Source organism: Coprococcus sp. AM11-30B (genome assembly GCF_027674365.1).
Classification (GTDB): domain Bacteria; phylum Bacillota; class Clostridia; order Lachnospirales; family Lachnospiraceae; genus Allocoprococcus; species Allocoprococcus comes.
In genome coordinates this window covers 171,834-195,390 of the sequence record NZ_JAQDVB010000003.1, presented here as the reverse complement: position 1 = coordinate 195,390, position 23,557 = coordinate 171,834, and the positions used below count along the sequence as shown (strand labels likewise).

The following is a 23,557-nucleotide window of genomic DNA, read 5'->3' as shown; positions in this document are numbered from 1 at the left end:
ATAAATGAAAAAAGAGGGATTTTATTCATCGGGAGAATTTGCCCGTATGGCACATGTCACCGTGCGTACCATCAGATATTATGACAGCCATGATATATTAAAACCGTCTTTTGTAAATGAATCAGGAGCTCGTTTTTATACAGATGAGGATTTCACAAGACTTCAGCAGATACTTCTGCTGAAGTTTTTGGGTTTTTCGCTGAATGATATCAAAAATATGACTATCGGAGATATGGATTATCATTTTTTGTCAGATTCGCTGGAAGTACAATTAAAACTGGTTCGTGATAAGATCGAACAATTGCAACTGGTTGAAAAGGCAATTGAAGATACTTCTGGTGAGATCAGAGAGTATCATACGGTAAACTGGAACAAAATGCTGGAACTGATTCATCTTACAGGAATGGAAAATGCGGTAAAGAAGCAGTATCAAAATGCCACCAATATTGCTTCCCGAATCCGCCTGCACCGATTATATTCGGTAAATAAAGAGGGATGGTTCCCCTGGATCTATCGAAATCTTGAATTGAAAAATGGACTGAAGGTTTTAGAAATCGGTTGTGGAAACGGAATGCTTTGGAAAGAAAATATACAGAAAATACCAGACAGCATCAGCATAACACTTTCTGACCTGTCCGAGGGTATGTTAAGAGATGCCAGAAGAAACATCGGTCAAAAGGATAAGAGATTTGAATTTAAAATCCTAGATGCAGAAAAGATTCCCTTTATGGAAGAAACCTTTGATCTGGTGATCGCCAATCATATGCTGTTTTATTGTGAAGATCTGAGTCAGACCTGCAGGGAAGTGGCAAGAGTATTAAAGAAATCCGGAAGATTCATATGCAGTACCTATGGAAAAAAACATATGAAAGAAGTAAGTGAGCTGGCAAAAGGATTTGACAATCGGATTGTACTGTCAGCTGACAATCTGTATGAGAAATTTGGGAAAGAAAACGGAAAAGAAATCTTGAAACCATATTTTCATGAAATTTCGTGGCAGGAATATAAAGATAAGCTGGAAATTCAGGATGCAGAACCGTTGATCGCATATATCCTTTCCTGCCATGGCAATCAGAATCAATACATCTTGAGCAGATACCAGGAGTTCAGAGATTATGTAAAACAAAAAGCTGGCAAAGGATACGATGTGACAAAAGAAGCAGGCATTTTTGTCTGCAGGAAATAAACAGTGCAAAAATGTCTGCTTCTATCTTGAGAACAGGATAAATAATATTAGGATAAATCCGGTCAAGAGGCTAGACTTCTGAAATCAGGATTTCCAAAGAAAGTATGGAATGTGAAATCAGAGAATCTGCCTTGATCAGAGAATCTGAATTCCAGATTTCATAGTAAAAGTCTGAGAAAATTTCATTCAAAAAGAACTTATTTGTGACACAGATACCATAGTCCGGTGTATTTCGCTTGAGACGCAGGGAACAAAATGTGTCTGCAAAAATAACACTAGGTCTTGGTATGTGCTGATAATCTGACAGAACACCGTCCGGAAGTACTCGGATATCAAAATTGTGATTATTGTGGTATAACCGATCAATATAATTCATAAGGACAAGCCTCTGTTTTGGAGTAAGCTGAACACGGCATCCGTAAAAATCCATTTCGCCGGAAATCGCAAAGTCATTAAAGACCGAAGCATAGAATAATATTTTAATCGGCGCAGAGGATAATAATTGTTTTGTCAGAGAATGTAAGTGTCTTAAGGTGTTTGGGTCTGCTTGATCCAAAACCGGTTCGAAGGTTTCTAAGAGCTCTTCATGTAAATCGTCCGGAAGAAAATGCTCCGTAAAATGAGCGAGAAGACAGGCTGGATTTTGAGCAAAGAGAGCATGCTCGTACTCGTGACTGCGAATCATGGCTTCAATACTTGTTTTGCGGATCAAGAGAGACTCTTTGTTACAAAGAGACTTTAATTTATGATAAAGCTCCGAGGAAAGAGTTTCATCTTCTATGGTAGTGACTGATAAACAATGGTTTTGGTCCATCAGCATTCCGGAAATAGAGTAAATATCTTTTACGGAAAAGATAAGCTTCTTTTCTGCCTGGGTGCCATAATAAAGATTGAAATCAATATTGGCAAGATTTGAAAGAAGATCGATTAAAAACACTGCAATTTTCGAATTGCTTAAATCTGTGTGTTCCAGATCCAGCATAAGGGAAAAATGAACACCCGGAAGAACCAATTTTCGATCATTGTGAAGACCATTCATTTCTGCGATCAACATCTGATAATTGGTGTCAATATTTAAAATATCTACCATGGCATGGCAGTTGACGGAATCTACTTTACGAAGAGACGGATGTTTCATTTTGAAAATAAACTGATCCAAAGTCAGTTCTGGATAATAGAAAATCTTGGAAGCTACTTCAGAACCTGTCGAGGTCTGCAGTTCTTTGACATAGTTATATTCAGATTCCAGATGTTCATAGACAGCGGCTTGAAGATCGGTAATATCTCTCACCTGATATTCTTTCAGAAACACGGGAATTGTTTCAGGTGTCAGAGACTGGACGATGCATTCGCTGATTGCCTGAAGGATTAGCTCATGGTTTTTGTCAGAAGGAAGTAGTTTTCCACTGATCCACTTACTGATATAAGACTCGTCGTACTGCAGAGATTTGGCGAGCGCATAGTTTTTTAAATTAGCCATAGATGTCAGATGCTTTAAAAGTACACTGAACCGGTTTTTATCTTTCATATTTTTTCTTGCGTGATGAACAGACATCACGCGTTCCCTCCTCATTTTATTCTGCTATTTATGTAACACCAAATCCCCATATCTTTTGTGACAAAAGATATGGGGATTCTTTTTTTAATTTATACATAGTATAACTTATATTAGTTGTTTTCTGCAAGAATAGCTTCTGTTAATTCTTTACGGTTTGTTTTGAAGTGGAAATATGGTCTTTCTTCGATGACACGGATGTCTACCGGATATTCGTAATCTTCTAATGCTTCTTTAAGACCGGCTTTTACTTCGTCAAGAGTCTTGCTTCCGTCAAGAATGATGAAGAGATAAGGAACGAAGAATCCTTCGTGTTCCTTATCCGGTACGATACAGAAGAAACCATCCTGTACGCCAGGAACGCGAACGGCTTTTGTTTCCATTCTCATCATATATAATTCTCCGCCGCCGAAACGTTCAGAATGTCCACGTCCAAGAATGTAAACCATACCAGTTTCCTTGATGTAAGCAATATCGCCTGTGTGGAGCCAGCACTTTCCGTCGTCATGAGTGATTAGAGTACGTTCTGTCATTTCTTCACCCATCCATCCTGCGTAGTGGAGCATGATAGATGGACCTGTCATACATAATTCACCGATTTCACCGTAGTTAAGTTCGTTGTTATCTTTATCAAAGATACCAAGAACAGTTGCCGGCATCGGCATACCAACACAACCATCTACCAGAGGGAACATCGGGTTTGGAAGTGTGAAGTTAGAACATCCTTCGCTCTGTCCGTATCCTGCACTTAAAGTAGCTTTTACGCCATGTTTGTGGAAGAATGCTTCTACTTCCTGGGTTTTTCTTTCATTCATGGCTTCTGCGCCGGTTCCGAGTGTTCTCAGATGAGACATGTCATAATCTTCCGGAATTCTGTCACTCTTCATCAGGATTTCGCAGAGGAATGGAACCAATGCCCAGAAATTCGGTTTCTGTTCCATAAATGCAATGTCCACATCAGAGATCGGGCAGAATGGATCTAATACAACGATCAGCCCTGCTGACAGCGGGAACAGTGTCATAGATACAGTAACTGCGATGAGTGCAGGTGGTAAAATCGGTAACCACCATTTTTCCTGTACCGGTGACGGCGGGATAAAGATGGACATCTGGAATGCAACGGCTACCATATTTGAAGAAGAATGGATAACCAGTTTGGAAATTCCTGTAGATCCACTTGTGTAAGCCCCGAATACAGCTCTGTTAGGATTTCTTTCAGCTCTGTAGTCTTCTGTATAGTTTTCGCCTAATGCCATGAATTCGTCCCATGTAAGAACGCCTTCTGTAGAATCCGTAGGATTTACATATCTGGAAGCGATTTCTTTTTCTACATAATCCGGAACAGAAGCTTTGTCAGCGTAGCAATAAGGAGACACTTTGATCATACGTGTCATCGGAGTTGTCTCACGGAAAAGCTGTTCATCTTCTTTTGAAGTATAATCCATTACAAAAGCAGTGTTGGATTTAGACTTTCTGATCGCGAAACATAATTCTTCCGGAATATCATCTCTACAGATAATAGCTGTTCCGATTCTCTCGGCAGCAAGTAAGATGATATAGTGTGCCGGTGTGCTTGGTAAGAACATTGGAAGACGATTCCCATCTCCAAAGCCTAAAACCTTTAATGATTTGGCAGCTTTGTCTACTTCTTCCCAAAGTGTCTTCCATGTGATTTTATTTCCATAATATTCAAATGCAATTTTTGAATCATCCGGATTTTTCATTTTCAGAAAATGTGAGGAGCGATTCTATGGAACGATTTGTCTTAAAAAAGGTGCTGGCTTGGAAGAATTCTTCCTACCGCAAGCTTTAAATCTTAAAGGGTGTACGTCGAGTGGGTAAGACTAGGATTGTGAAAGAGTTCGGCAGACGCTATTATGAAAATACAGCTTACTTTAATCAATCCGAACTGTCGGAGCTGTTACCTTCCTGATCTCGTTCCGCAATCGGTATTACACCTACGTCCACGCTGTAGCCATGCATACGAAGTTCGTTATAAATTATATTCTCCATAGAGTGAGTCTGTTCAAACTGACGGAAATTGATTCTGGCATTGCGAAGCCCAAGATCGGAAAAGTAATATTTCTTTGGTGTTTCAATATATGCTTTTCCTTTAATGTCATATCTTTGCGCTGATTCAATTAGGAAAGAATGTTAAGAAGATCTTCCAGTCACAAATACATCCATATTATCTTTACGAAGGTAGTCATTCAGAACAGCTTCAAAATAAAAATCTTTGTGAATCTCCATCTTAAAACCTCCTTGCGAAAGATTTTTGCAACATGTTGCATTTTCTATTCTGTGTGTCCAGCGAAGCTGGATCACACTTGCCGGTGTAAGTCCGGTCACGGTAATCGCCAGTGAGCCGTGTAGCTAAACTCGGTGCGCTGTAGTAATACAGGGTGCTAAGCGAGTGGATAAAGTAATCTTGATAAAAGGTGCAAGCAATCATACAGACCGTAACATTAAGTGAATTCTGCCGTATCGTTAAAAAGGTCTCTGAAAAGAGAAGAAAGGGGAGTTGAGCCTTGGGAATATGGGCGAAAACCATGGAATGTGCGAAGAAACTGGAAAGCAGCACAAAAGAACCCCTCGGTATATAGGAAACGGTATGTATGAAAAGTGTGGTTCGGAACTGGAGAGACCCTACCCATCACCGAAAGGTAAAAAGAAAGCGTATAAGCTTGGCGAAATCGTATTTCTGACGGGAGGGAGTCGGAGAGGAACATAGTACCGATAATGACAGTGCAAGAAAACGCAGTCTATGGGAAGGTTCCTTGCTTCATTCATGTTTGTAGAGAGGGTAAGAGTGAGAGAATGTCATGCAGACTAATAACTCCAAAGAAAAAGTTCGACAACTTCAAAACAAACTATATCTGACAGCCAAGAAGTGTGACAGCCGAAGATTTCATGCACTTTACGATAAGGTATATCGGGATGATGTACTTTTTGAGGCATGGAAAAGGGTAAAAGCTAACAAAGGTTCCAGTGGTGTGGATGGTATCAAAATCGAGGATGTTGAAGCGATGGGAATTGAAAAATACCTGTCAGAAATCAAATCAGAACTGATGAATGGAAAGTATAAACCATCTCCAGTAAAGCGGGTTATGATACCAAAACCAGACGGAAGTGAAAGACCTCTTGGAATACCAACGGTCAAGGACAGAATCGTGCAAATGGCTACAAAGATAGCAATAGAGCCAGTATTCGAAGCTGACTTTAGAGAATGTTCCTATGGATTCCGACCGAAAAGAAGTGCAAAACAAGCACTGGAAGTAGTAAGGAAAGCGTGTAACAACAAGGGCTATTATGTAGTAGACGCAGATATTGAAAAGTTCTTTGACAATGTAAACCAAGAAAAGCTGATGAAACTGGTAGAGCAGAGAATATCAGACCGTAGGATATTGAAGCTGATAAAACAATGGTTAGTATCAGGAGTATTATACGGAAATGTACTGGCAATCTCTGAATTGGGAACAAGCCAAGGTTCAGTCATATCTCCGTTACTGGCAAACATTTATCTAAACACACTGGACAGATTGTGGGAAAAGCATGGACTTACTCACGGAATTCTTGTAAGGTACGCAGATGATACGGTAATCATTTGCAAGAATAAGAAAAGCGCAAATCACGCACTGAGCTTATTGCAGTATATCATGGCAAAACTGGATTTAAAGTTACATCCAGTGAAAACAAAAATCGTCAGCATGTGGGACGGAAAAGAGGGGTTTGACTTTCTCGGAATGCACCACAGAAGAATGACAACGGAAACACGCAAAGGACAACTGTACAAGGAAACGTACCAGTACCCCAGCAGAAAAGCTATGAAGAAAATGAAAGCCGAAATCAAGAGGAATGTAAACAGTCGAAGCCTGCTAGTTGCAAAGGAAGAAGATTTAATAAAGAATCTGAATCCGAAAATCATAGGATGGAAGAATTATTATTCTACCAAAACAAATGAGAAATGGATGCAGGCATTGGACTGGTACATTATTTGTACTTTCACAAGATGGTACAACAAGAAACACCAAAGCCGAAATCATATGTCGAAAGTGGGATTTGTTAGGAATAGCATTTACGAAAAAGGATTAAAGAAAATGGCTAGAGCATGACGTAATGCTGTAGAAAGAAGAATGTCGGAAAGCCGTGTGAGGGAGAACCTCATGCACGGTTTGATGAGGGGAAAGAGGGCGGATGCCCTCTAACCTACTCTACACAATTATATTATATGTATTAATCTAGATCCTTAAATATATCATAAAAAAAGACTTGAAGGTAACGTAACGTCATCTTTTATAATAGTAATTGTAAATAATAGAACTAAATTGCTGCATACAGACAAGATCGTGTACAGAGAGGAGAATTTTAGATGAAAGGAATCATTCTTGCTGGTGGATCAGGAACAAGACTTTATCCATTAACCATGGTAACATCGAAACAGCTACTTCCGATTTATGACAAACCAATGATTTATTATCCAATGTCAGTGCTTATGAATGCGGGGATTAGAGATATTCTGATTATTTCGACACCTGCAGATACACCGAGATTTCAGGATCTGTTAGGAGATGGACACCAGTTTGGCGTAAATCTTCAGTATGCTGTACAGCCAAGTCCGGATGGACTGGCACAGGCATTTATCATAGGAGCAGACTTTATTGGTGATGAGCCGGTGGCAATGGTTTTAGGAGATAATATTTTTGCCGGACATGGCTTGAAGAAGAGATTAAAAGCCGCAGTAGAAAATGCAGAAACAGGGAAAGGGGCAACCGTTTTCGGATATTATGTAGATGATCCGGAACGTTTTGGAATTGTAGAGTTTGATAAGAATGGAAAAGCTGTCTCTATTGAAGAGAAGCCGGAACATCCAAAGAGTAATTATTGTGTAACAGGTCTTTATTTTTACGATAACCGTGTTGTTGAATACGCAAAGAACTTAAAACCAAGTGCAAGAGGAGAACTGGAAATCACGGATCTGAACCGCATTTATCTGGAAGATAACAGCTTGAATGTGGAACTTCTTGGACAGGGATTTACCTGGCTTGACACAGGAACCCATGAATCACTGGTAGATGCAACGAATTTTGTAAAGACAGTAGAGCAGCATCAGCATAGAAAAATCGCGTGTCTCGAGGAAATCGCATATCTGAACGGATGGATTTCAAAGGAAGAAGTTCTTGAGGTTTATGAAGTTTTAAAGAAAAATCAGTATGGACAGTACCTGAAAGATGTATTAGATGGAAAATATCAGGAACATTTGTATTAAGAAAGGTGAGGAAATAAGAATGACGATAATTGTAACCGGAGGAGCCGGATTTATAGGAAGTAACTTTGTATTTCATATGCTGGAAAAATATTCTGACTATAGAATTGTGTGTGTAGATAAGCTGACATATGCAGGAAACTTATCTACTTTGGCACCGGTCATGGATAATCCGAACTTCCGTTTCTGTAAGATTGATATCTGCGACAGAGAGGCAATTTATCAATTGTTTGAAGAAGAACATCCGGACATGGTTGTAAACTTCGCAGCAGAATCCCATGTAGACCGTTCCATCGAGAATCCGGAAGTATTCCTGGATACCAATATCAAGGGAACTGCTGTTATGATGGACGCCTGCCGTAAATATGGAATCCAGAGATATCATCAGGTAAGTACAGATGAAGTATATGGTGATCTTCCGCTGGACAGACCGGACCTTTTCTTTACAGAAGAAACACCGATCCACACAAGCTCTCCGTACAGCAGTTCCAAGGCAGGAGCAGACCTTCTGGTTCTTGCTTATCACAGAACCTATGGACTTCCTGTAACCATTAGCCGTTGCTCCAACAACTATGGCCCATATCATTTCCCGGAAAAACTGATTCCGCTGATGATCGCCAATGCATTAGCTGATAAGCCGCTTCCGGTTTATGGAGAAGGCTTAAATGTACGTGACTGGTTATATGTTGAGGATCATTGCCGTGCCATAGACCTTATCATTCATAAAGGACGTGTCGGAGAAGTGTACAATGTCGGCGGACATAATGAAATGAAGAATATCGACATCGTAAAGATCATCTGCAAAGAACTTGGAAAACCGGAAAGTCTGATCACACATGTAACCGACCGTAAAGGACATGATATGCGTTACGCCATCGATCCAACTAAGATCCACAATGAACTTGGATGGCTTCCGGAAACCAAATTTGAAGATGGAATTAAAAAGACCATTCAGTGGTACTTAGATAACAAGGAATGGTGGGAGACAATCATTTCCGGCGAATATCAGAATTACTATGAAAAAATGTATGGCAACAGATAAGAATAGTAGGAGCGATAGTCGAATGAAAGTATTTGTAACAGGTGTGGCAGGTCAGCTTGGCCATGATGTCATGAATGAATTGAAAAAAAGAGGCTATGAGGGCATCGGTTCCGATCTTGCACCGAAATATGCAGGAGTGCAGGACGGAAGTGCTGTTACCACAATGCCATATGTTCCTTTAGATATTACAGATAAAGAAGCAGTAGAAAAAGTTCTCACAGAATGCAGACCGGATGTTGTGATCCACTGTGCTGCATGGACTGCGGTAGATCTTGCAGAAGATGAGGATAAGATGGCAAAGGTTCGTGCTATCAATGCCGGAGGGACAGAAAATATTGCAAAGGTTTGCAAAAAGCTTGACTGCAAGATGGTTTACATTTCCACAGACTATGTATTTGACGGACAGGGAACAGAACCATGGCAGCCGGATTGCACTGCTTATAAGCCCCTGAATGTTTACGGACAGACAAAGCTGGAAGGTGAGCAGGCGGTCAGCAGCAATCTTGAACGCTACTTTATCGTTCGTATTGCATGGGTATTTGGAGTAAATGGAAAGAATTTCATTAAGACGATGCTGAATGTAGCAAAAACACATGATACGTTGAAAGTTGTAAATGACCAGATCGGTACCCCGACATATACCTATGATCTGGCACGTTTGCTGGTGGATATGATCGAAACCGACAAATATGGTTATTATCATGCGACAAACGAAGGCAGCTATATCAGCTGGTATGATTTTACTAAGGAAATATTCCGACAGGCCGTAGAGATGGGAAGGACAGAATATGCCGAGGATGTTGTGAAAGTGCTTCCGGTTACAACGGAAGAATACGGAGTTTCCAAGGCAAAACGACCGTTCAACAGCAGATTAGATAAGAAGAAGCTGGTGGAAAATGGTTTTGTACCTCTCCCGACATGGCAGGATGCTTTGAAGAGATATTTGAAAGAAATTGAGTTCTAGGTAAGGAGCGGAAAAATGGGACAGATTAAAGTAGAAAAAAATGCAGGTGGAATCGAAGGACTTTGCGTGATCGAACCAACCGTACACGGTGATGCGCGCGGATATTTTATGGAGACCTACAATCAGAAAGATATGGAAGAAGCAGGACTTACAATGACCTTTGTACAGGATAATCAGTCTTCTTCTACCAAAGGAGTACTCAGAGGTCTGCATTTTCAGAAACAGTTTCCTCAGGGAAAACTGGTCCGTGTTGTAAAAGGAAGCGTTTTTGATGTCGCTGTGGACTTGAGAAGCGGATCCGAAACCTATGGGAAATGGTTTGGAGTAGAACTGACAGAAGAAAATAAAAAACAGTTCTATATTCCGGAAGGATTCGCTCACGGATTCCTGGTGTTATCTGACCTGGCAGAATTCTGCTACAAGTGTACAGATTTTTATCATCCGGGAGATGAAGGCGGACTTGCATGGAATGATCCGGAAATCGGCATCGAATGGCCGGAGCTGACGGGAGAATATCATGGTACAGCAAGCGGCGAAGGTTATGCATTGACAGATGGAACCAAACTGAATTTAAGTGAAAAAGATGTATTATGGAAAGGTTTGAAAGATACCTTCCGATTTGAATAACAGGAATACTTATCCTCGGCACGAGTTGTGCCGGGGATTTTCATTTTATAAGAAAAATCTTAAAAAAAAGGAAAAATGTTTTAATTGAACCTTGTATGTGTTATAATCAGAGGTAAATGTTAAAATTTTGCTATATACAAATGGAGGAATTATTATGAATAAAGCTACATTAGTTGTTATGGCAGCTGGGATTGGAAGCAGATTTGGCGGTGGCATTAAGCAGTTAGAGCCGGTAGGACCAAAGGGCGAGATCATTATGGACTATTCCATTTATGATGCAATACAGGCAGGTTTTGATAAAGTTGTTTTCGTTATCAGAAAAGACTTGGAGGAAGATTTCCGTAGAATTATCGGAGACCGTATCGAGAAAAAAATCAAAGTCGAGTATGCTTTCCAGGAGGTGGATGATATACCGGCAGAATATAAAGAAAAGTTTGCCGGAAGAACGAAACCTTGGGGAACCGGTCAGGCCATTTTATGCTGTAAGGATGTAGTAAAAGAACCATTCCTTGTAATAAATGCGGATGATTATTATGGAAAAGAAGCTTATGCAGAAGCTTTTCGTGAACTGACGAAGGAAGAAGAAAAGTCAGACAAGATGCAGATCAGCATGGTAGGCTTTGTTCTTAAGAATACATTGAGTGAGAATGGCGGTGTGACACGAGGAGTCTGCAAGGTGGATGAGAACCAGATGCTGACCAAGATCGTGGAAACCTCCAATATCGTGAAAACAGAAACAGGTGCCGCAGTTTTAGCTGATGGAAAGGAAGAAATCATTAATGCGGATACTCCGGTTTCTATGAATATGTGGGGACTTACACCAGAATTTTTTGGTATTTTAGAGAGTGGTTTTGCTAAATTCCTTGACAAACAAGAAGCAGGCAATCTGAAAGGAGAATATTTGCTTCCGACCATTATCGGAGATCTTCTGGAAAAAGATCAGGTTTCGGTAAAAGTGTTAAAATCCCATGACAAGTGGTTTGGGGTTACCTATAAAGAAGACAAAGACCTTGTCGTAAGAGAAGTAAAAGCTCTGATAGAAAAAGGGCTATATCCAGAGAATTAAGGAAGAGGAAAAGAATAAATGGGTGATGTATTATATATAGTAGTTCCTTGCTACAACGAAGAAGCGGTTCTTCCGGAAACGCAAAAAGAACTGGGCAATAAGCTGGAAACAATGATTACAGCTGGTGCTGTTTCCGAAAAGAGCAGAATTATTTTTGTAGACGACGGATCAAAAGACAAAACATGGGAACTCATCGAAAAATATCACAGTGAGAATCCGAGAATTGGCGGTGTCAAGCTGGCACACAACAGAGGTCATCAGTTCGCAGTTCTGGCCGGTCTTATGACAGTAAAAGATCTGTGTGATATGGCGATTACCATGGATGCGGATCTACAGGATGACATCGATGTAGTAGACAAATTTGTTGAAAAATACAAAGAAGGCTGTGAAGTTGTATATGGAGTCAGAAATTCCCGTGCAACGGATACGTTCTTCAAAAAAACGACTGCAGAAGGATTTTACAAGATCATGCAGGCGATGGGAGTAGACATCGTATTTAACCATGCAGACTATCGACTGATGAGTAAAACCGTATTAGATGCCTTATCTGAATATAAAGAAGTAAATCTGTTTCTGCGTGGAATCGTTCCGCTGATCGGATACAAAAGCGATACCGTAGAATATGCAAGAAAAGAACGTTTTGCTGGAGAATCCAAATATCCGCTGAAAAAAATGCTTGCCTTTGCTATTGATGGAATTACTTCATTCAGTATTAAACCAATCCGTCTGATCACAACTCTCGGTGTAGGGGCCTTATGCGCCAGTGCGCTGATGATCATCTGGTTTATTATCGGAGCAGTCAGAGGAAACACAGTTTCGGGCTGGGCAACCATCGTTATTTCCATCTGGCTTTTTGGAGGACTCATCTTATTAGGTCTGGGCGTTGTCGGAGAGTATATTGGAAAGATTTATATGGAAGCAAAAGGAAGACCACGCTTCAGAGTAGAAAAATTCTTAGGGTAGAAGTAGAATGCAGAAATTAAAAGAATTATGGGATAAAATCGGAGTTCAGTTTATTAAATTTGGCATGGTAGGAGTAAGTAATACGGTTGTTTCACTGGCAACTTATTATTTGTTTACATTTTTTGGTGTGCATTATCTCATCGCGAATGCACTTGGATTTGTGACAGGAACGCTGAATGCATATTATTGGAACAGCAAATTCGTATTTAAAGAAGAAGCAAAAGAGAGTGGCAATAAAAAAGAATCCCTGGTAAAAACCTATATTTCTTATGGATTCAGCTTCATCCTCAGTACTCTTTTACTTTATTTACAGGTTAACATCCTGGGAATATCACAGGCTGTGGCACCGATTATCAATATTATGATCACAACGCCGATTAATTTTTTGATGAATAAATTTTGGACATTTGCTAAGAAGGGATAAATGGAATGGAATATCAAAATACAGATCACACATTTGCAGTGTGCGCATACAAGGAATCGCCGTACCTGGAAAGCTGCATCAAATCGCTTGTAAACCAGAAGGTAAAAAGTAATATTATCGTTTGTACGTCGACACCTTGTGAGTTTATCGAGAATATGGCAAAAAAATATGACCTTCCCTATTATGTAAGGGAAGGAAAGAGCGATATTTGTGATGACTGGAATTTTTCTGTTGCATGTACAAAAACGAATTATGTGACAGTTGCGCATCAGGATGATGTGTATAATGAACATTATGTGGAAGAACTTTTGAAACATATTCCGGATGAAAAGATGTCGATCTTTATCGCAGATTATCTGCCACTGAAAGGCGGAAAAGTCGGAAAGCGAGATATAAACAGTAAGCTCCGGAAGTTTTTGAGACAGCCTATGAGATGTAAAAAACTTGCTGCCTCAAAGTGGTGGAGAAGAAGGATTCTATCTCTGGGGAACAGCATCTGCTGTCCGGGAGTTACCTATAATAAAAGTGTGGTAGGACTTCCAATCTTTACTTCCAAGATGAAGTTCTGTATTGACTGGGATACTTTTTTGAAATGTGCAGAGATTAAAAATTCACATTTTGCTTATTGTGATACACCTATCATTTATTATCGAATTCATGACGGGGCAACAAGCAAGGAATTTATCGTCGATCACAGAAGAATCAAAGAAGATACCGATATGTTTAATAAATTCTGGCCTTCTTTTTTAACAAAGATCATTATGGTTTTTTACAAAAAGGCTTATGATACTTACAATTAGGAACAGACAGTTTAGAATGGCGGAGTAAGTAAATGAAAATAAATAGAATATTTGCAGTGCTGATGGCAGTAATTTTTATAGGAAGTCAGCCAATGGCAGTTCTGGCAGAAGATGTGCCAAATGAAACAGAAAATGTATCAAACGAAACAGCAGAGAGTGAAGAACTGAGGGATCAGAGCGGATTTGTGGAGAACAGTTTCCGTTATTCCAACGGACAGCCGATCCAAAAGAGGTCAGCCGGTGCGTATGCCATCAGTGATACATCGAATGCCTATAAAAAAATCAATGGCGTTTGCTATAATTCACAGGGAGAACCGGTTGAGAGGGCAATCGGAAAGGTCATCGACGTAAGTGAACACAACCAGGATATTGACTGGGAAAAAGTAAAGAACTCAGATGTCGATTTTGCAATTCTCCGTGTTGGATATGGAAATGATGTTTCTTATCAAGATGATAAAAAATGGCAGTATAATGTATCTGAGTGTACAAGATTAGGAATTCCTTTCGGAGTTTATATCTATTCTTACGCTGAGAATACAACGGAAGCTGAAAGTGAAGCGGATCACGTACTGCGACTGATCAAGGGATACAATCTGGCATATCCGGTGTATTATGATCTGGAGGATAACAGCCAGGTCAGCCTTGGAAATGACACGATCCAGAAGTTTGCTGAAACCTTTTGCAATAAGATCAGCAATGCAGGATATCAGGTAGGTGTGTATGCGAATCTGAATTGGTGGAACAATTACCTGACAGGCAGTGTCTATAACAACTGGCATCGCTGGGTGGCACAGTATAATTATCAATGTGATTATAACGGGAATTATGATATGTGGCAGTGCACCAGCAAGGCACAGGTGGATGGAATCAGTACAGATGTGGATGTCAGCTTTTACTATGGTGATCTGTTAAGTGATGCAGATGTGAATACACCGGTTGTAGAAGTAGGTGATACCGACCTTATCAGCTATTGTGCAAATATTCAAAATGATGGCTGGACAGACTGGAAGAAGAACGGGCATGCCCTTGGAACAATTGGAAAGAGCCTGCGTCTGGAGGCACTGAAAATCCAGACAAACAGCGAAAATCTGGGAGTAAGTTATACCGGACTTGTGGCTGGGTATGGATGGACTGATGAAGTTCAAACCGGCGCAATGCTTGGCACAGAAGGTCAGAGCAGAGCTCTGGAGGCTATTAAACTTAATCTGACCGGAGATGATGCAGAGAATTACGATATTTATTACCGGGTACATAGCAGTAATTTTGGCTGGCTTGGCTGGGCGAAAAATGGAGAGAAAGCTGGAACAGAAGAGTATGGCTATGCGATAGAGGCAGTACAGATTGCTGTTTTGCCAAAGGGAAGCGCTGCTCCTGGAGAAACGGCAGATGCGTATCGTTTTAACGAAGAGTGGAATAACCCGTCAGTTAAATATACTGCCCATGTGCAAAATGTCGGTTGGCAGCCGACTTGCTGCAATCAGGAAACAGCAGGAACGATCGGGAAAAACCAGCGTCTGGAAGCTTTGCAAATAAGTTTGTCTGGTCGTGGATTTTCAGGAGACATTCATTATAGTACCCATGTGGAAGATATTGGATGGCAATCAGAAGTTTCAAATGGAGAAACGGCAGGGACAACCGGACAGAATAAGAGGATTGAAGCAATAAAAATCTGGCTGACCGGTGAGATAGAAAAGGAATATGATGTGTATTACCGCGTCCATGTCCAGAACTTTGGCTGGCTTGACTGGGCGAAGAATGGAGAAATTGCAGGAACGGTTAACTATGGTTATCGGATGGAAGCAATAAAGATTGCTCTGGTTCGTAAAGACGGAGAAGGGCTGACACCGGTAGGAACTTCCTCAAAAACCTTTGATACCCAGGCTGTTTACAGTGCCCATGTTCAAAATATTGGCTGGCAGGATGAGGTCTATAATGGAGAGACGATTGGAACCGTTGGTCAGGGACTCCGCATGGAGGCTTTGAAACTGGATTTATATAAGCCATTGTATTTGGGAGATGTTACCTATAGCGCCCATGTTCAGAATATTGGCTGGCAGGACTGGAAAAAAGATGGCGAGATATCCGGTACAGTCGGAGAAAAACTCCAAATGGAAGCGGTTAAGATAAAACTGACCGGTGAGATGGCGGATCATTACGATATTTATTATCGTGCACAGGTTGAAGAACTTGGCTGGCTGGAGTGGGTAAAAGATGGAAAAGAAGCCGGGACTACAGGCAAGGGATACAGACTGGAATCCTTGGAGATTAAACTTGTGCCGAAGACAGAAGGATAAAAAGAAGCATAAGGAATAGAAGAGACGCTGAAGTGATTTGCCATGAACTTCAGCGTTTTTCTGCCTTGAAAGTTATAAAAATGTTGCTACTCTAAGAATGTGGGTGCTATACTAAGACTGAAACAGTGGGGGATCTGATGAATAAGTAAGGAGAATACTATGGGAAAGAAATCAAAGCAAATGGCTGCACTTTTTATGGCAGGTGCTGTGATAACAGGAATGACAGAAATGCCGCTTCGTGTATATGCCGAAGAAGAACCTCAGAAGGTCGAAGAAAAGCTGATAGAAACAGACGAATATGGAAACGTGTATGAAATAGAACCGGAAATAGGATTAGTTGAAGAAGACAAAAGTATTCGAATGGCAAGAGATTCTTCTGCCCAAATCGTTAACTTTAACACAAAAGGTGCTGTGGTTACAGAATACACAGAAGCAGAAACCGGCGCCCAGGGATATACCTGCGGTGCGTACGGTGCGGACGCTGCTTATCTTGGAACCAGCGATGGAAAAGTGCGGTTTATGCTTTCAGGCGTGATCGGAGAAATCGATCCGGATGAAGTACAGGTCGTAGATATTTCCCAGGCTGAATCCCTTAGTTGTTATCAGGTCTCATCCGGAAGACTCTATCATAATATCGTTGGAAACGTAACGAATAATGATTATAATGCCCGTCTGGACAATGGACCGGCACCGGAGTATCTTGCAGAGGGCACCGATTATTATAGTTATGACGGACATTATTTTTACACCTACGATAATTTTGAAAATATGCTGGAAGATTATCAAAACGGTGACCGTTCACATTCTGTGAATCCGTCTGCTCCATATTATAATTATTTTCAGTATCTGCCGCTTCGCAGTCAGAGCAATTATAGTGCAGATGAATTGAATTCTATCATCAATGCAAAGACTGATTCGGACTCTAAAATGTGGGATACCGGTGCACAGTTTGCGAAAAATCAGGATACATACGGTGTAAATGCCCTGATGATGGCAGGAACAGCAGCCCTTGAGAGCGGATGGGGAAAGAGTAGTATTGCAAAGGAAAAGAATAATCTTTTCGGTTTAAATGCTGTAGATACCTCTCCTGGAGAGAGTGCCAATAGCTACAAGGATGTCTCTACCTGTCTCAAGGATTTTGCGGAAACTTATATGTCGAAGCAATATTTAAGACCGGGATGTGGAACCTATAAAGGAGCCTATCTGGGTAATAAAGGAAGTGGAATTAACGTCCACTATGCATCCGATCCGTTTTGGGGTGAGAAGATCGCCAATTTGATGTGGAGCCTCGACAGGACAAATGGATCAAAGGATTATGGAAAATATTCCATTGGAATAAAGGATTTGATAAACAGTGAACATACCACGCTGAATGTCAGAAAAGAAAGCAATACTTCTTCTGATGTGCTGTATAAGACAGCTGCTCAGTCACAGTATGCATTTTTACTTTTGGATAATGGTGAAGCAGCGAATGGATTTTACCGGGTTCAGAGCGATGGTGTCCTTACAGAGGGAAGAAACGGAGTAGACAGCAGTACCGGTAACTATAATTTTCATGATATGTATGGATATGCCAGTACAGATTACATTTCACTTATTCAGAAAGGAAATGGATCTTCTTCAAATGTGAAGCCGCCTGAAAATAACAAGCCGGATACAGGGGAAGAGGTAGAGCCGGTAGCAGTACCGGATGAAGTGAAGGATGCCTTATCTGTTTCGGCACACGTAACAAATCTTGGATGGTTAGATGAAACCGGAAATGGTGAAAAGGCAGGTACTGTAGGCCTTGGATACGCAATGCAGGCCATGAAAATGCAGATATCAGGAATTGATGGTCTGGGTATCGAATATCGTGCCCATGTGGCGGATGATGGCTGGCAGGATTATGTTGCAGACGGTGAACAGGCAGGAACAACCGGGCAGAGCAAAGCAATACAGGCAGTTCAGATTCGTCTGACAGGCGAAAAGAAAGACGAATACCAGATCTTATATCGTGCCCATGTGGCAAATGATGGATGGCAGAATTATGTCACAACAGATGAGATTGCAGGAACAACCGGAGAATCGAAGGATTTACAGGCAATCCAGATCGTATTGCTGAAAAAAGAAAAGGATGTAGATGTTGAGAATAAAGACCTCCTTTCTTACAGTACTTCTGTGCAGGATCTTGGCTGGACCGGTCAGGTGAAAAATGGAGAACAAAGTGGTACAGTAGGTTTGTCGAAAGCAATCCAAAGTATAAAGATTAATGCCAATCTTGCAGACCTTAATGTGGAATATTCAACTTATGTGCCAAATGCAGGCTGGCAGGAATGTTCTGCAGATGGAAAGGAATCGACAGCAAATGACGATCCAAAAAGAATCGAAGCTATTAAAATCAGATTAAAAGGAACGCAGGCAGAGAATTACGATATTTACTATCGTGTTTATACAAGCAATTATGGCTGGCTTGGCTGGGCAAAGAATGATGAGGAGTCAGGAACTAAAGGTTATGACTGCCAGGCAGAAGCCATCCAGATCGTTGCAGGCAAAAAAGGAATGGATGCTCCCGGAAGTACAGAAAATGCATTTGTGGAGAAGGATCCGACCGTTTCTTATACTGCATATGTCAATGGTGAAGGATGGATGAGTCCGGTTGAAAATGGAGAAACCAGCGGTACAACAGGAAAGTCCTTGGCTTTAGGTGGAATCAAAGTTAATTTGCGTGATAAAGGCTACGCAGGAACCATTCTATATATGTCACATATACAGGATATTGGCTGGGACAGCTGGAAAGAAGAAGGTGAAGTAAGCGGCACCGCAAATGGCCAGAAGAGGCTAGAAGCTGTAAAAATCAGACTGACAGAAGAAATGGAAGAAAGATATGATATCTATTACCGTGTCCATGCGCAGAATTTCGGCTGGATGGGATGGACCAAGAATGGAGAGTCTGCCGGAACCGAAGGCTATGGTTACCGTGTAGAAGCCATTCAGATTGAAATTGTAAAAAAAGGTGCACAGGCTCCGGGAACAACGGAACAGTGCTTCAGCAAAAAATGGACCTCCATCGTCTATTCTGCTCATGTACAGGATATTGGCTGGCAGAATAATGTAAAAGACGGGGCTCTTGCCGGAACTACCGGGGAAAGTAAACGAGTAGAAGCAATCAAAATATCCCTGTCAGGTCAAAAAGCAGAGGGAAGTGTGGAATATAGTGCCCATGTACAGGATATCGGCTGGCAGAAGTCTGTAAAAGACGGAGCCCTTGCCGGAACCACTGGAAAAGGAAAACGAGTAGAAGCGATCAAGATTAATCTTACCGGAACGCTTTCTGAATCATGTGATGTGTATTACCGTGTCCACGCACAGGATTATGGCTGGCTCGGATGGACAAAAAATGGTAATCCTGCAGGTACAGAAGGACTTTCAAAAAGAATAGAAGCAATTGAGATCAAAGTTGTTACAAAGGGAGATACTGCTCCGGAAATGGGCAAAGAAGCATTTGTCAAAAAATAAAAATACAGGAATCAATGGAAAGGTAGGAATATGATAAAGTTTTTGAGAGATAAGAGCAGTCATATTATATTCATATGTGTTCTGCTTATACAGATCATTTTTATGATTTTTTATTGTGATATGAAAAAAGGATATTTTGTGGATGAGTTATGGTCCTATGGACTTTCTAACAGTTATTACCACGCACAGATCTGGGAAGATGGAGCATTAGATAATCCGGAAATCAGTCCGGATATGTTTAAGGAATATATGACAGTCAATGAGGGAGAAGCCTTCAAATTTGGATCTGTTATCTATAATCAGACCCATGATTCCCATCCACCTCTTTTTTATATGGTTTTGCATGCGATCAGTTCATGCTTTCCGGGACAATTCAGTAAATGGTTTGGTCTCATTCCTAACTTGTTGTATTATGCAGTAACAATTATATTTTTGTATAAAATAGGGAAATTAATCAAAAAAGATAACTATTTTGCTTTCTTTCCGGTTTTGTTTTTTGGATTTAGTATTGCAGCGGTAAATATGGTGACATATATTCGAATGTATATGTTATTAACCATGTGGTGTACCATTTTCGCATATGAACATTTGGAAATGATGGCATCAAGAAAAATCAAAATGAAAAATTTGATTAGTATTTTGCTTGCTACTTTTGGCGGTGTATTTACACATTACTATTTTGTGATTTTTGCATTTCCTATGGTGATCTTTCAGATGATCTGGATGATCATGCGAAAAGACTTTAAAATGACCGGAAAATATGTAGTGAGCGGAGGCGTTGGCGGAGTTTGTGCTGTTGCGTTATACCCTGCAATTCTTAAGAATCTGACAGGTACAGGAGTGAGCCATAGCCAGAAAACACTTCAGAATATGCATAATTTTTCAGATTGGACGTCACGAATCAGAAAATTCTGGGTTATAGTCAGTGAAGAGATGTTCGGCGGTGTCTTCATGCTGCTCCTGATTGTCTGCTGCCTTGGAATTCTTGCATATCTTATCACACAGGTTTTGTGGGAAATGAAGCTGCAATATCATGCAGATCACTATGAAATTGCAGTGAATAATAAAGAACACACAAAAACTGTTTATGTAAAAGTAAAAAGAGAAACATATTTGATCTGTGATATAATACTTACTTGTGCTTTTGTATTTGTTATTTCGGCAAAAATCTCGCCATGGCAGGTGAACAGGTATATCATGAATTTGTTTCCTTTTCTGTCTCTGCTGTTTTGCTACCTGCTTTATTTTATCTATAAGTTATGGATAAAAAATAAAGCAAAGATTCAGATTGCAATGGTTATTTCAATGATGCTGATAGGAGGCTTGACGTATTATGTAAATGATCCTTGTTATTTATATCCGGAAGGAGAGAATAATATTGCAATCAGTAAAGAATATACAGATACAACATGCTTGTATGTTTATACAACGTCTTATATAATGATTAACGAAGGGTTAGAATTACAGAATTACCAACGTTTATATCAAATGTATTACAAAGATCTGGATATAAAAGTACCGGACGTTTCAATAGAAAATTCCAAATTAGTTGTATATTTGGATCGAATACTTGATAAAAAATATGATGATCTCGGTGAAAAGGTAACCATGGATCCTGAAAAATGCTTAGAAAAGATACAAAAATTAACCGGACTTAAAAATTCAAAGGAATTGTATCAGGATGAAAAGGCATATGTATATGAGTTATATAACTAAGCGGAGATTGGTTAGAGAACGGTAATATTTTGTGACAGTATTATGTTGTACAAATGGAGGTCGCTTATGAAAAAAACATGGGGATTGCAAAATTCCAGAAGTCGGATGATCGCACTGTTTATTGTAGATATCTTAAGTGTGATCCTGGATTCTTATCTGGCAATTATTTTGCGTTTTAAATTGGATAATATCTGGGTACCGGCAGAGTATATGTACAGTGTCGAGAGCTATATGGTCATCAATGTTATCACAACGGTAGTCATTTTTTTGGTACTTAATCTGTATAACCGGGTATGGTCTTATGCCAGCATAAATGAGATGCTTGCCATTCTTGGTGCAACAATGCTGTCAACGGTCTTTCAGGCTTTCGGTTTCAGTTTGTTGTATCTGCAGGTTCCGAGAAGTTATTATTTCTTCTATTTTATTTTGTTAAGTATCACAACGATCATCACTCGATTTTCTTATCGCATTTTGCATACTATGGAAAATGGATTGAAGAAATCAACCAGGCATAGCCGTAACACCATTGTGATCGGTGCCGGCGAAGCCGGAAATATGATCATCAAAGAATTAAAAAGCAGTAAATACCTGAATCAGAAGGTTGTCTGCGTGATTGATGATAATCCTTCCAAAAAAGGAAAATACATTCATGGAATCCGCATTGTCGGAGGAAGAGATAAGATTCAGGAAGCAGCAAAGAAGTATGATGCAGAAGAAATTATCCTTGCAATTCCTTCGGCAGGAACAAAAAATACCAGAGATATCTTAAGAATCTGTAATCTTACAGATTGTAAACTTAAGATATTACCGGGAATGTATCAGCTGATCAATGACGATGTAGGAGTGTCAAACCTGCGGGAAGTATCCATCGAAGACCTTCTCGGAAGAGATACTATTGAAATTGATATGGAAAGCGTTGGGCAGTATGTGAGAAATAAAAGAGTATTGGTTACGGGAGGCGGCGGCTCCATCGGAAGTGAATTATGCCGTCAGATCGCTTCCCACAATCCAAAGCTTCTTATCATTTTTGATATCTATGAGAACAATGCCTATGACATTCAGCAGGAACTGGTTCGTAAGTATCCAAATCTGAAGCTGGAAGTACTGATAGGTTCTGTTCGAAATACAAGTCGAATTGAAAGCGTCATGGAGCATTATCGACCGGATGTTGTTTTTCATGCGGCAGCCCATAAACACGTGCCACTTATGGAAGACAGCCCGAATGAAGCCATTAAAAACAATGTGTTTGGTACTTATAAGACAGCAAGAGCTGCGGACAAGTACGGGGTAAAGAAATTTGTACTGATCTCTACGGATAAAGCAGTAAACCCTACCAATATCATGGGTGCATCGAAACGTATGTGTGAAATGATCGTACAGACCTTCAGCAAATATTCCAGAACAGAATACGTGATCGTACGATTCGGGAATGTGTTGGGAAGTAATGGAAGCGTTATTCCGCTGTTTAAAAAACAGATGGAGGCAGGAGGTCCTGTGACAGTTACGCATCCGGATATTATCCGTTATTTTATGACGATACCGGAAGCAGTTTCACTGGTACTTCAGGCGGGAGCTTATGCCCATGGCGGAGAAATCTTTGTGCTGGATATGGGAGAGCCTGTGAAGATTGCTGATTTGGCAAAGAATCTGATCCGACTTTCCGGATATACACTTGGTGTGAATATGGAGATCAAGTATACCGGTCTTAGACCGGGGGAAAAGCTGTATGAGGAATTGCTGACAAAAGAAGAGGGACTACAGAAAACAGCGAACAACCTGATTTTTATCGGCAAACCTCTTGAGTTCGATGAAGTACATTTCCTCAGCCAGCTGCAAGAGCTGGAAAAGGCAGCAATGGAAGAAAGTCCGGATATTAAAGAAAAAGTTGCAGATATGATTTCTACTTATCATATCAGACCGGAAGATAAAAAAAGAGACAGTGAGGCTTTTCAGGAACTGGTCAGTTTAGGGAGGATCAGTCATGAAGGACCCATTGTAGATGAAAAACACAGTGGTATATAAAGTGGGCAGATTTGACAAAGATGCGAGCATTTGATATAATCTTTCCATCTAAAGAAAAGTGTAGTATAATATTTTAGTAATCAGAATAAAAGTTGGTGATTCAGATAGAACTAAATATCTGTAAAACCAACTTTTTTTGA

16 protein-coding genes and 1 pseudogene are annotated in these 23,557 nt (G+C 40.3%); 14 read left to right on the top strand and 3 right to left on the bottom strand.

Translation table 11 applies throughout. From position 1 onward, the window contains the following. The first annotated feature begins 4 nt into the window (after nt 1–4). Complete coding sequence (locus PGU50_RS02900; RefSeq protein ID WP_117836243.1) at nt 5–1,186, top strand: MerR family transcriptional regulator; 1,182 nt, start codon at nt 5–7, stop codon at nt 1,184–1,186. A gap of 70 nt (nt 1,187–1,256) precedes the next feature. Here PGU50_RS02900 and PGU50_RS02895 read toward each other — a convergent pair whose 3' ends face one another. The 3 genes and pseudogenes from PGU50_RS02895 to PGU50_RS18090 form a co-directional block, all read right to left on the bottom strand. Further along, nucleotides 1,257–2,741 carry a hypothetical protein gene (locus tag PGU50_RS02895; RefSeq protein ID WP_117836245.1) on the bottom strand — a complete coding sequence of 495 codons (1,485 nt, stop codon included), beginning with the start codon at nt 2,739–2,741 and terminating at the stop codon, nt 1,257–1,259. 113 nt (nt 2,742–2,854) lie between these two features. Beyond that, the gene (locus PGU50_RS02890) at nt 2,855–4,465 is read right to left on the bottom strand and encodes a class I adenylate-forming enzyme family protein (RefSeq protein WP_117836246.1); all 1,611 of its coding nucleotides are present in this window, start codon (nt 4,463–4,465) and stop codon (nt 2,855–2,857) included. 199 nt (nt 4,466–4,664) lie between these two features. Further along, nucleotides 4,665–4,892: pseudogene (locus PGU50_RS18090) on the bottom strand (ATP-binding protein); the annotation flags it as partial. A 671-nt stretch (nt 4,893–5,563) separates the two neighbouring features. Between PGU50_RS18090 and ltrA the strand changes: the two are divergent. From ltrA to PGU50_RS02815, 13 genes are all read left to right on the top strand, one after another. Continuing rightward, nucleotides 5,564–6,853 carry a group II intron reverse transcriptase/maturase gene (gene ltrA, locus PGU50_RS02875; RefSeq protein ID WP_117824797.1) on the top strand — a complete coding sequence of 430 codons (1,290 nt, stop codon included), beginning with the start codon at nt 5,564–5,566 and terminating at the stop codon, nt 6,851–6,853. A gap of 257 nt (nt 6,854–7,110) precedes the next feature. Then, nucleotides 7,111–8,007 carry a glucose-1-phosphate thymidylyltransferase RfbA gene (gene rfbA / locus PGU50_RS02870; RefSeq protein WP_055156554.1) on the top strand — a complete coding sequence of 299 codons (897 nt, stop codon included), beginning with the start codon at nt 7,111–7,113 and terminating at the stop codon, nt 8,005–8,007. A gap of 19 nt (nt 8,008–8,026) precedes the next feature. After that, on the top strand, nt 8,027–9,046 hold the full coding sequence (gene rfbB / locus PGU50_RS02865) for a dTDP-glucose 4,6-dehydratase (RefSeq protein ID WP_117835319.1): 1,020 nt from the start codon (nt 8,027–8,029) through the stop codon (nt 9,044–9,046). Nucleotides 9,047–9,068: 22 nt separating this feature from the next. After that, nucleotides 9,069–10,010, top strand: coding sequence for a dTDP-4-dehydrorhamnose reductase (gene rfbD / locus PGU50_RS02860; RefSeq protein WP_117835310.1), 942 nt, complete (start codon nt 9,069–9,071; stop codon nt 10,008–10,010). Nucleotides 10,011–10,025: 15 nt separating this feature from the next. Then, nucleotides 10,026–10,637 (top strand): dTDP-4-dehydrorhamnose 3,5-epimerase, encoded by a 612-nt coding sequence (gene rfbC / locus PGU50_RS02855; protein ID WP_055156550.1) that lies wholly within the window; start codon nt 10,026–10,028, stop codon nt 10,635–10,637. A gap of 154 nt (nt 10,638–10,791) precedes the next feature. After that, nucleotides 10,792–11,703: a nucleotidyltransferase family protein gene (locus PGU50_RS02850; protein WP_117835308.1), complete on the top strand. Its 912-nt coding sequence runs from the start codon at nt 10,792–10,794 to the stop codon at nt 11,701–11,703. An 18-nt stretch (nt 11,704–11,721) separates the two neighbouring features. After that, nucleotides 11,722–12,666 carry a glycosyltransferase family 2 protein gene (locus tag PGU50_RS02845; RefSeq protein WP_055246627.1) on the top strand — a complete coding sequence of 315 codons (945 nt, stop codon included), beginning with the start codon at nt 11,722–11,724 and terminating at the stop codon, nt 12,664–12,666. A 7-nt stretch (nt 12,667–12,673) separates the two neighbouring features. After that, entirely contained in the window at nt 12,674–13,090 is a 417-nt protein-coding gene (locus tag PGU50_RS02840; RefSeq protein WP_117556366.1) for a GtrA family protein, read from the top strand. A 5-nt stretch (nt 13,091–13,095) separates the two neighbouring features. After that, complete coding sequence (locus PGU50_RS02835; protein WP_055156542.1) at nt 13,096–13,890, top strand: glycosyltransferase; 795 nt, start codon at nt 13,096–13,098, stop codon at nt 13,888–13,890. A gap of 32 nt (nt 13,891–13,922) precedes the next feature. Further along, nucleotides 13,923–16,184, top strand: coding sequence for a GH25 family lysozyme (locus tag PGU50_RS02830; protein ID WP_117835307.1), 2,262 nt, complete (start codon nt 13,923–13,925; stop codon nt 16,182–16,184). A 159-nt stretch (nt 16,185–16,343) separates the two neighbouring features. Then, nucleotides 16,344–19,679, top strand: coding sequence for a glucosaminidase domain-containing protein (locus tag PGU50_RS02825; RefSeq protein WP_117835305.1), 3,336 nt, complete (start codon nt 16,344–16,346; stop codon nt 19,677–19,679). A gap of 138 nt (nt 19,680–19,817) precedes the next feature. Continuing rightward, the gene (locus tag PGU50_RS02820) at nt 19,818–21,395 is read left to right on the top strand and encodes a glycosyltransferase family 39 protein (RefSeq protein WP_147339263.1); all 1,578 of its coding nucleotides are present in this window, start codon (nt 19,818–19,820) and stop codon (nt 21,393–21,395) included. A gap of 66 nt (nt 21,396–21,461) precedes the next feature. After that, on the top strand, nt 21,462–23,417 hold the full coding sequence (locus PGU50_RS02815; protein ID WP_117835302.1) for a polysaccharide biosynthesis protein: 1,956 nt from the start codon (nt 21,462–21,464) through the stop codon (nt 23,415–23,417). Nucleotides 23,418–23,557: the final 140 nt, after the last annotated feature.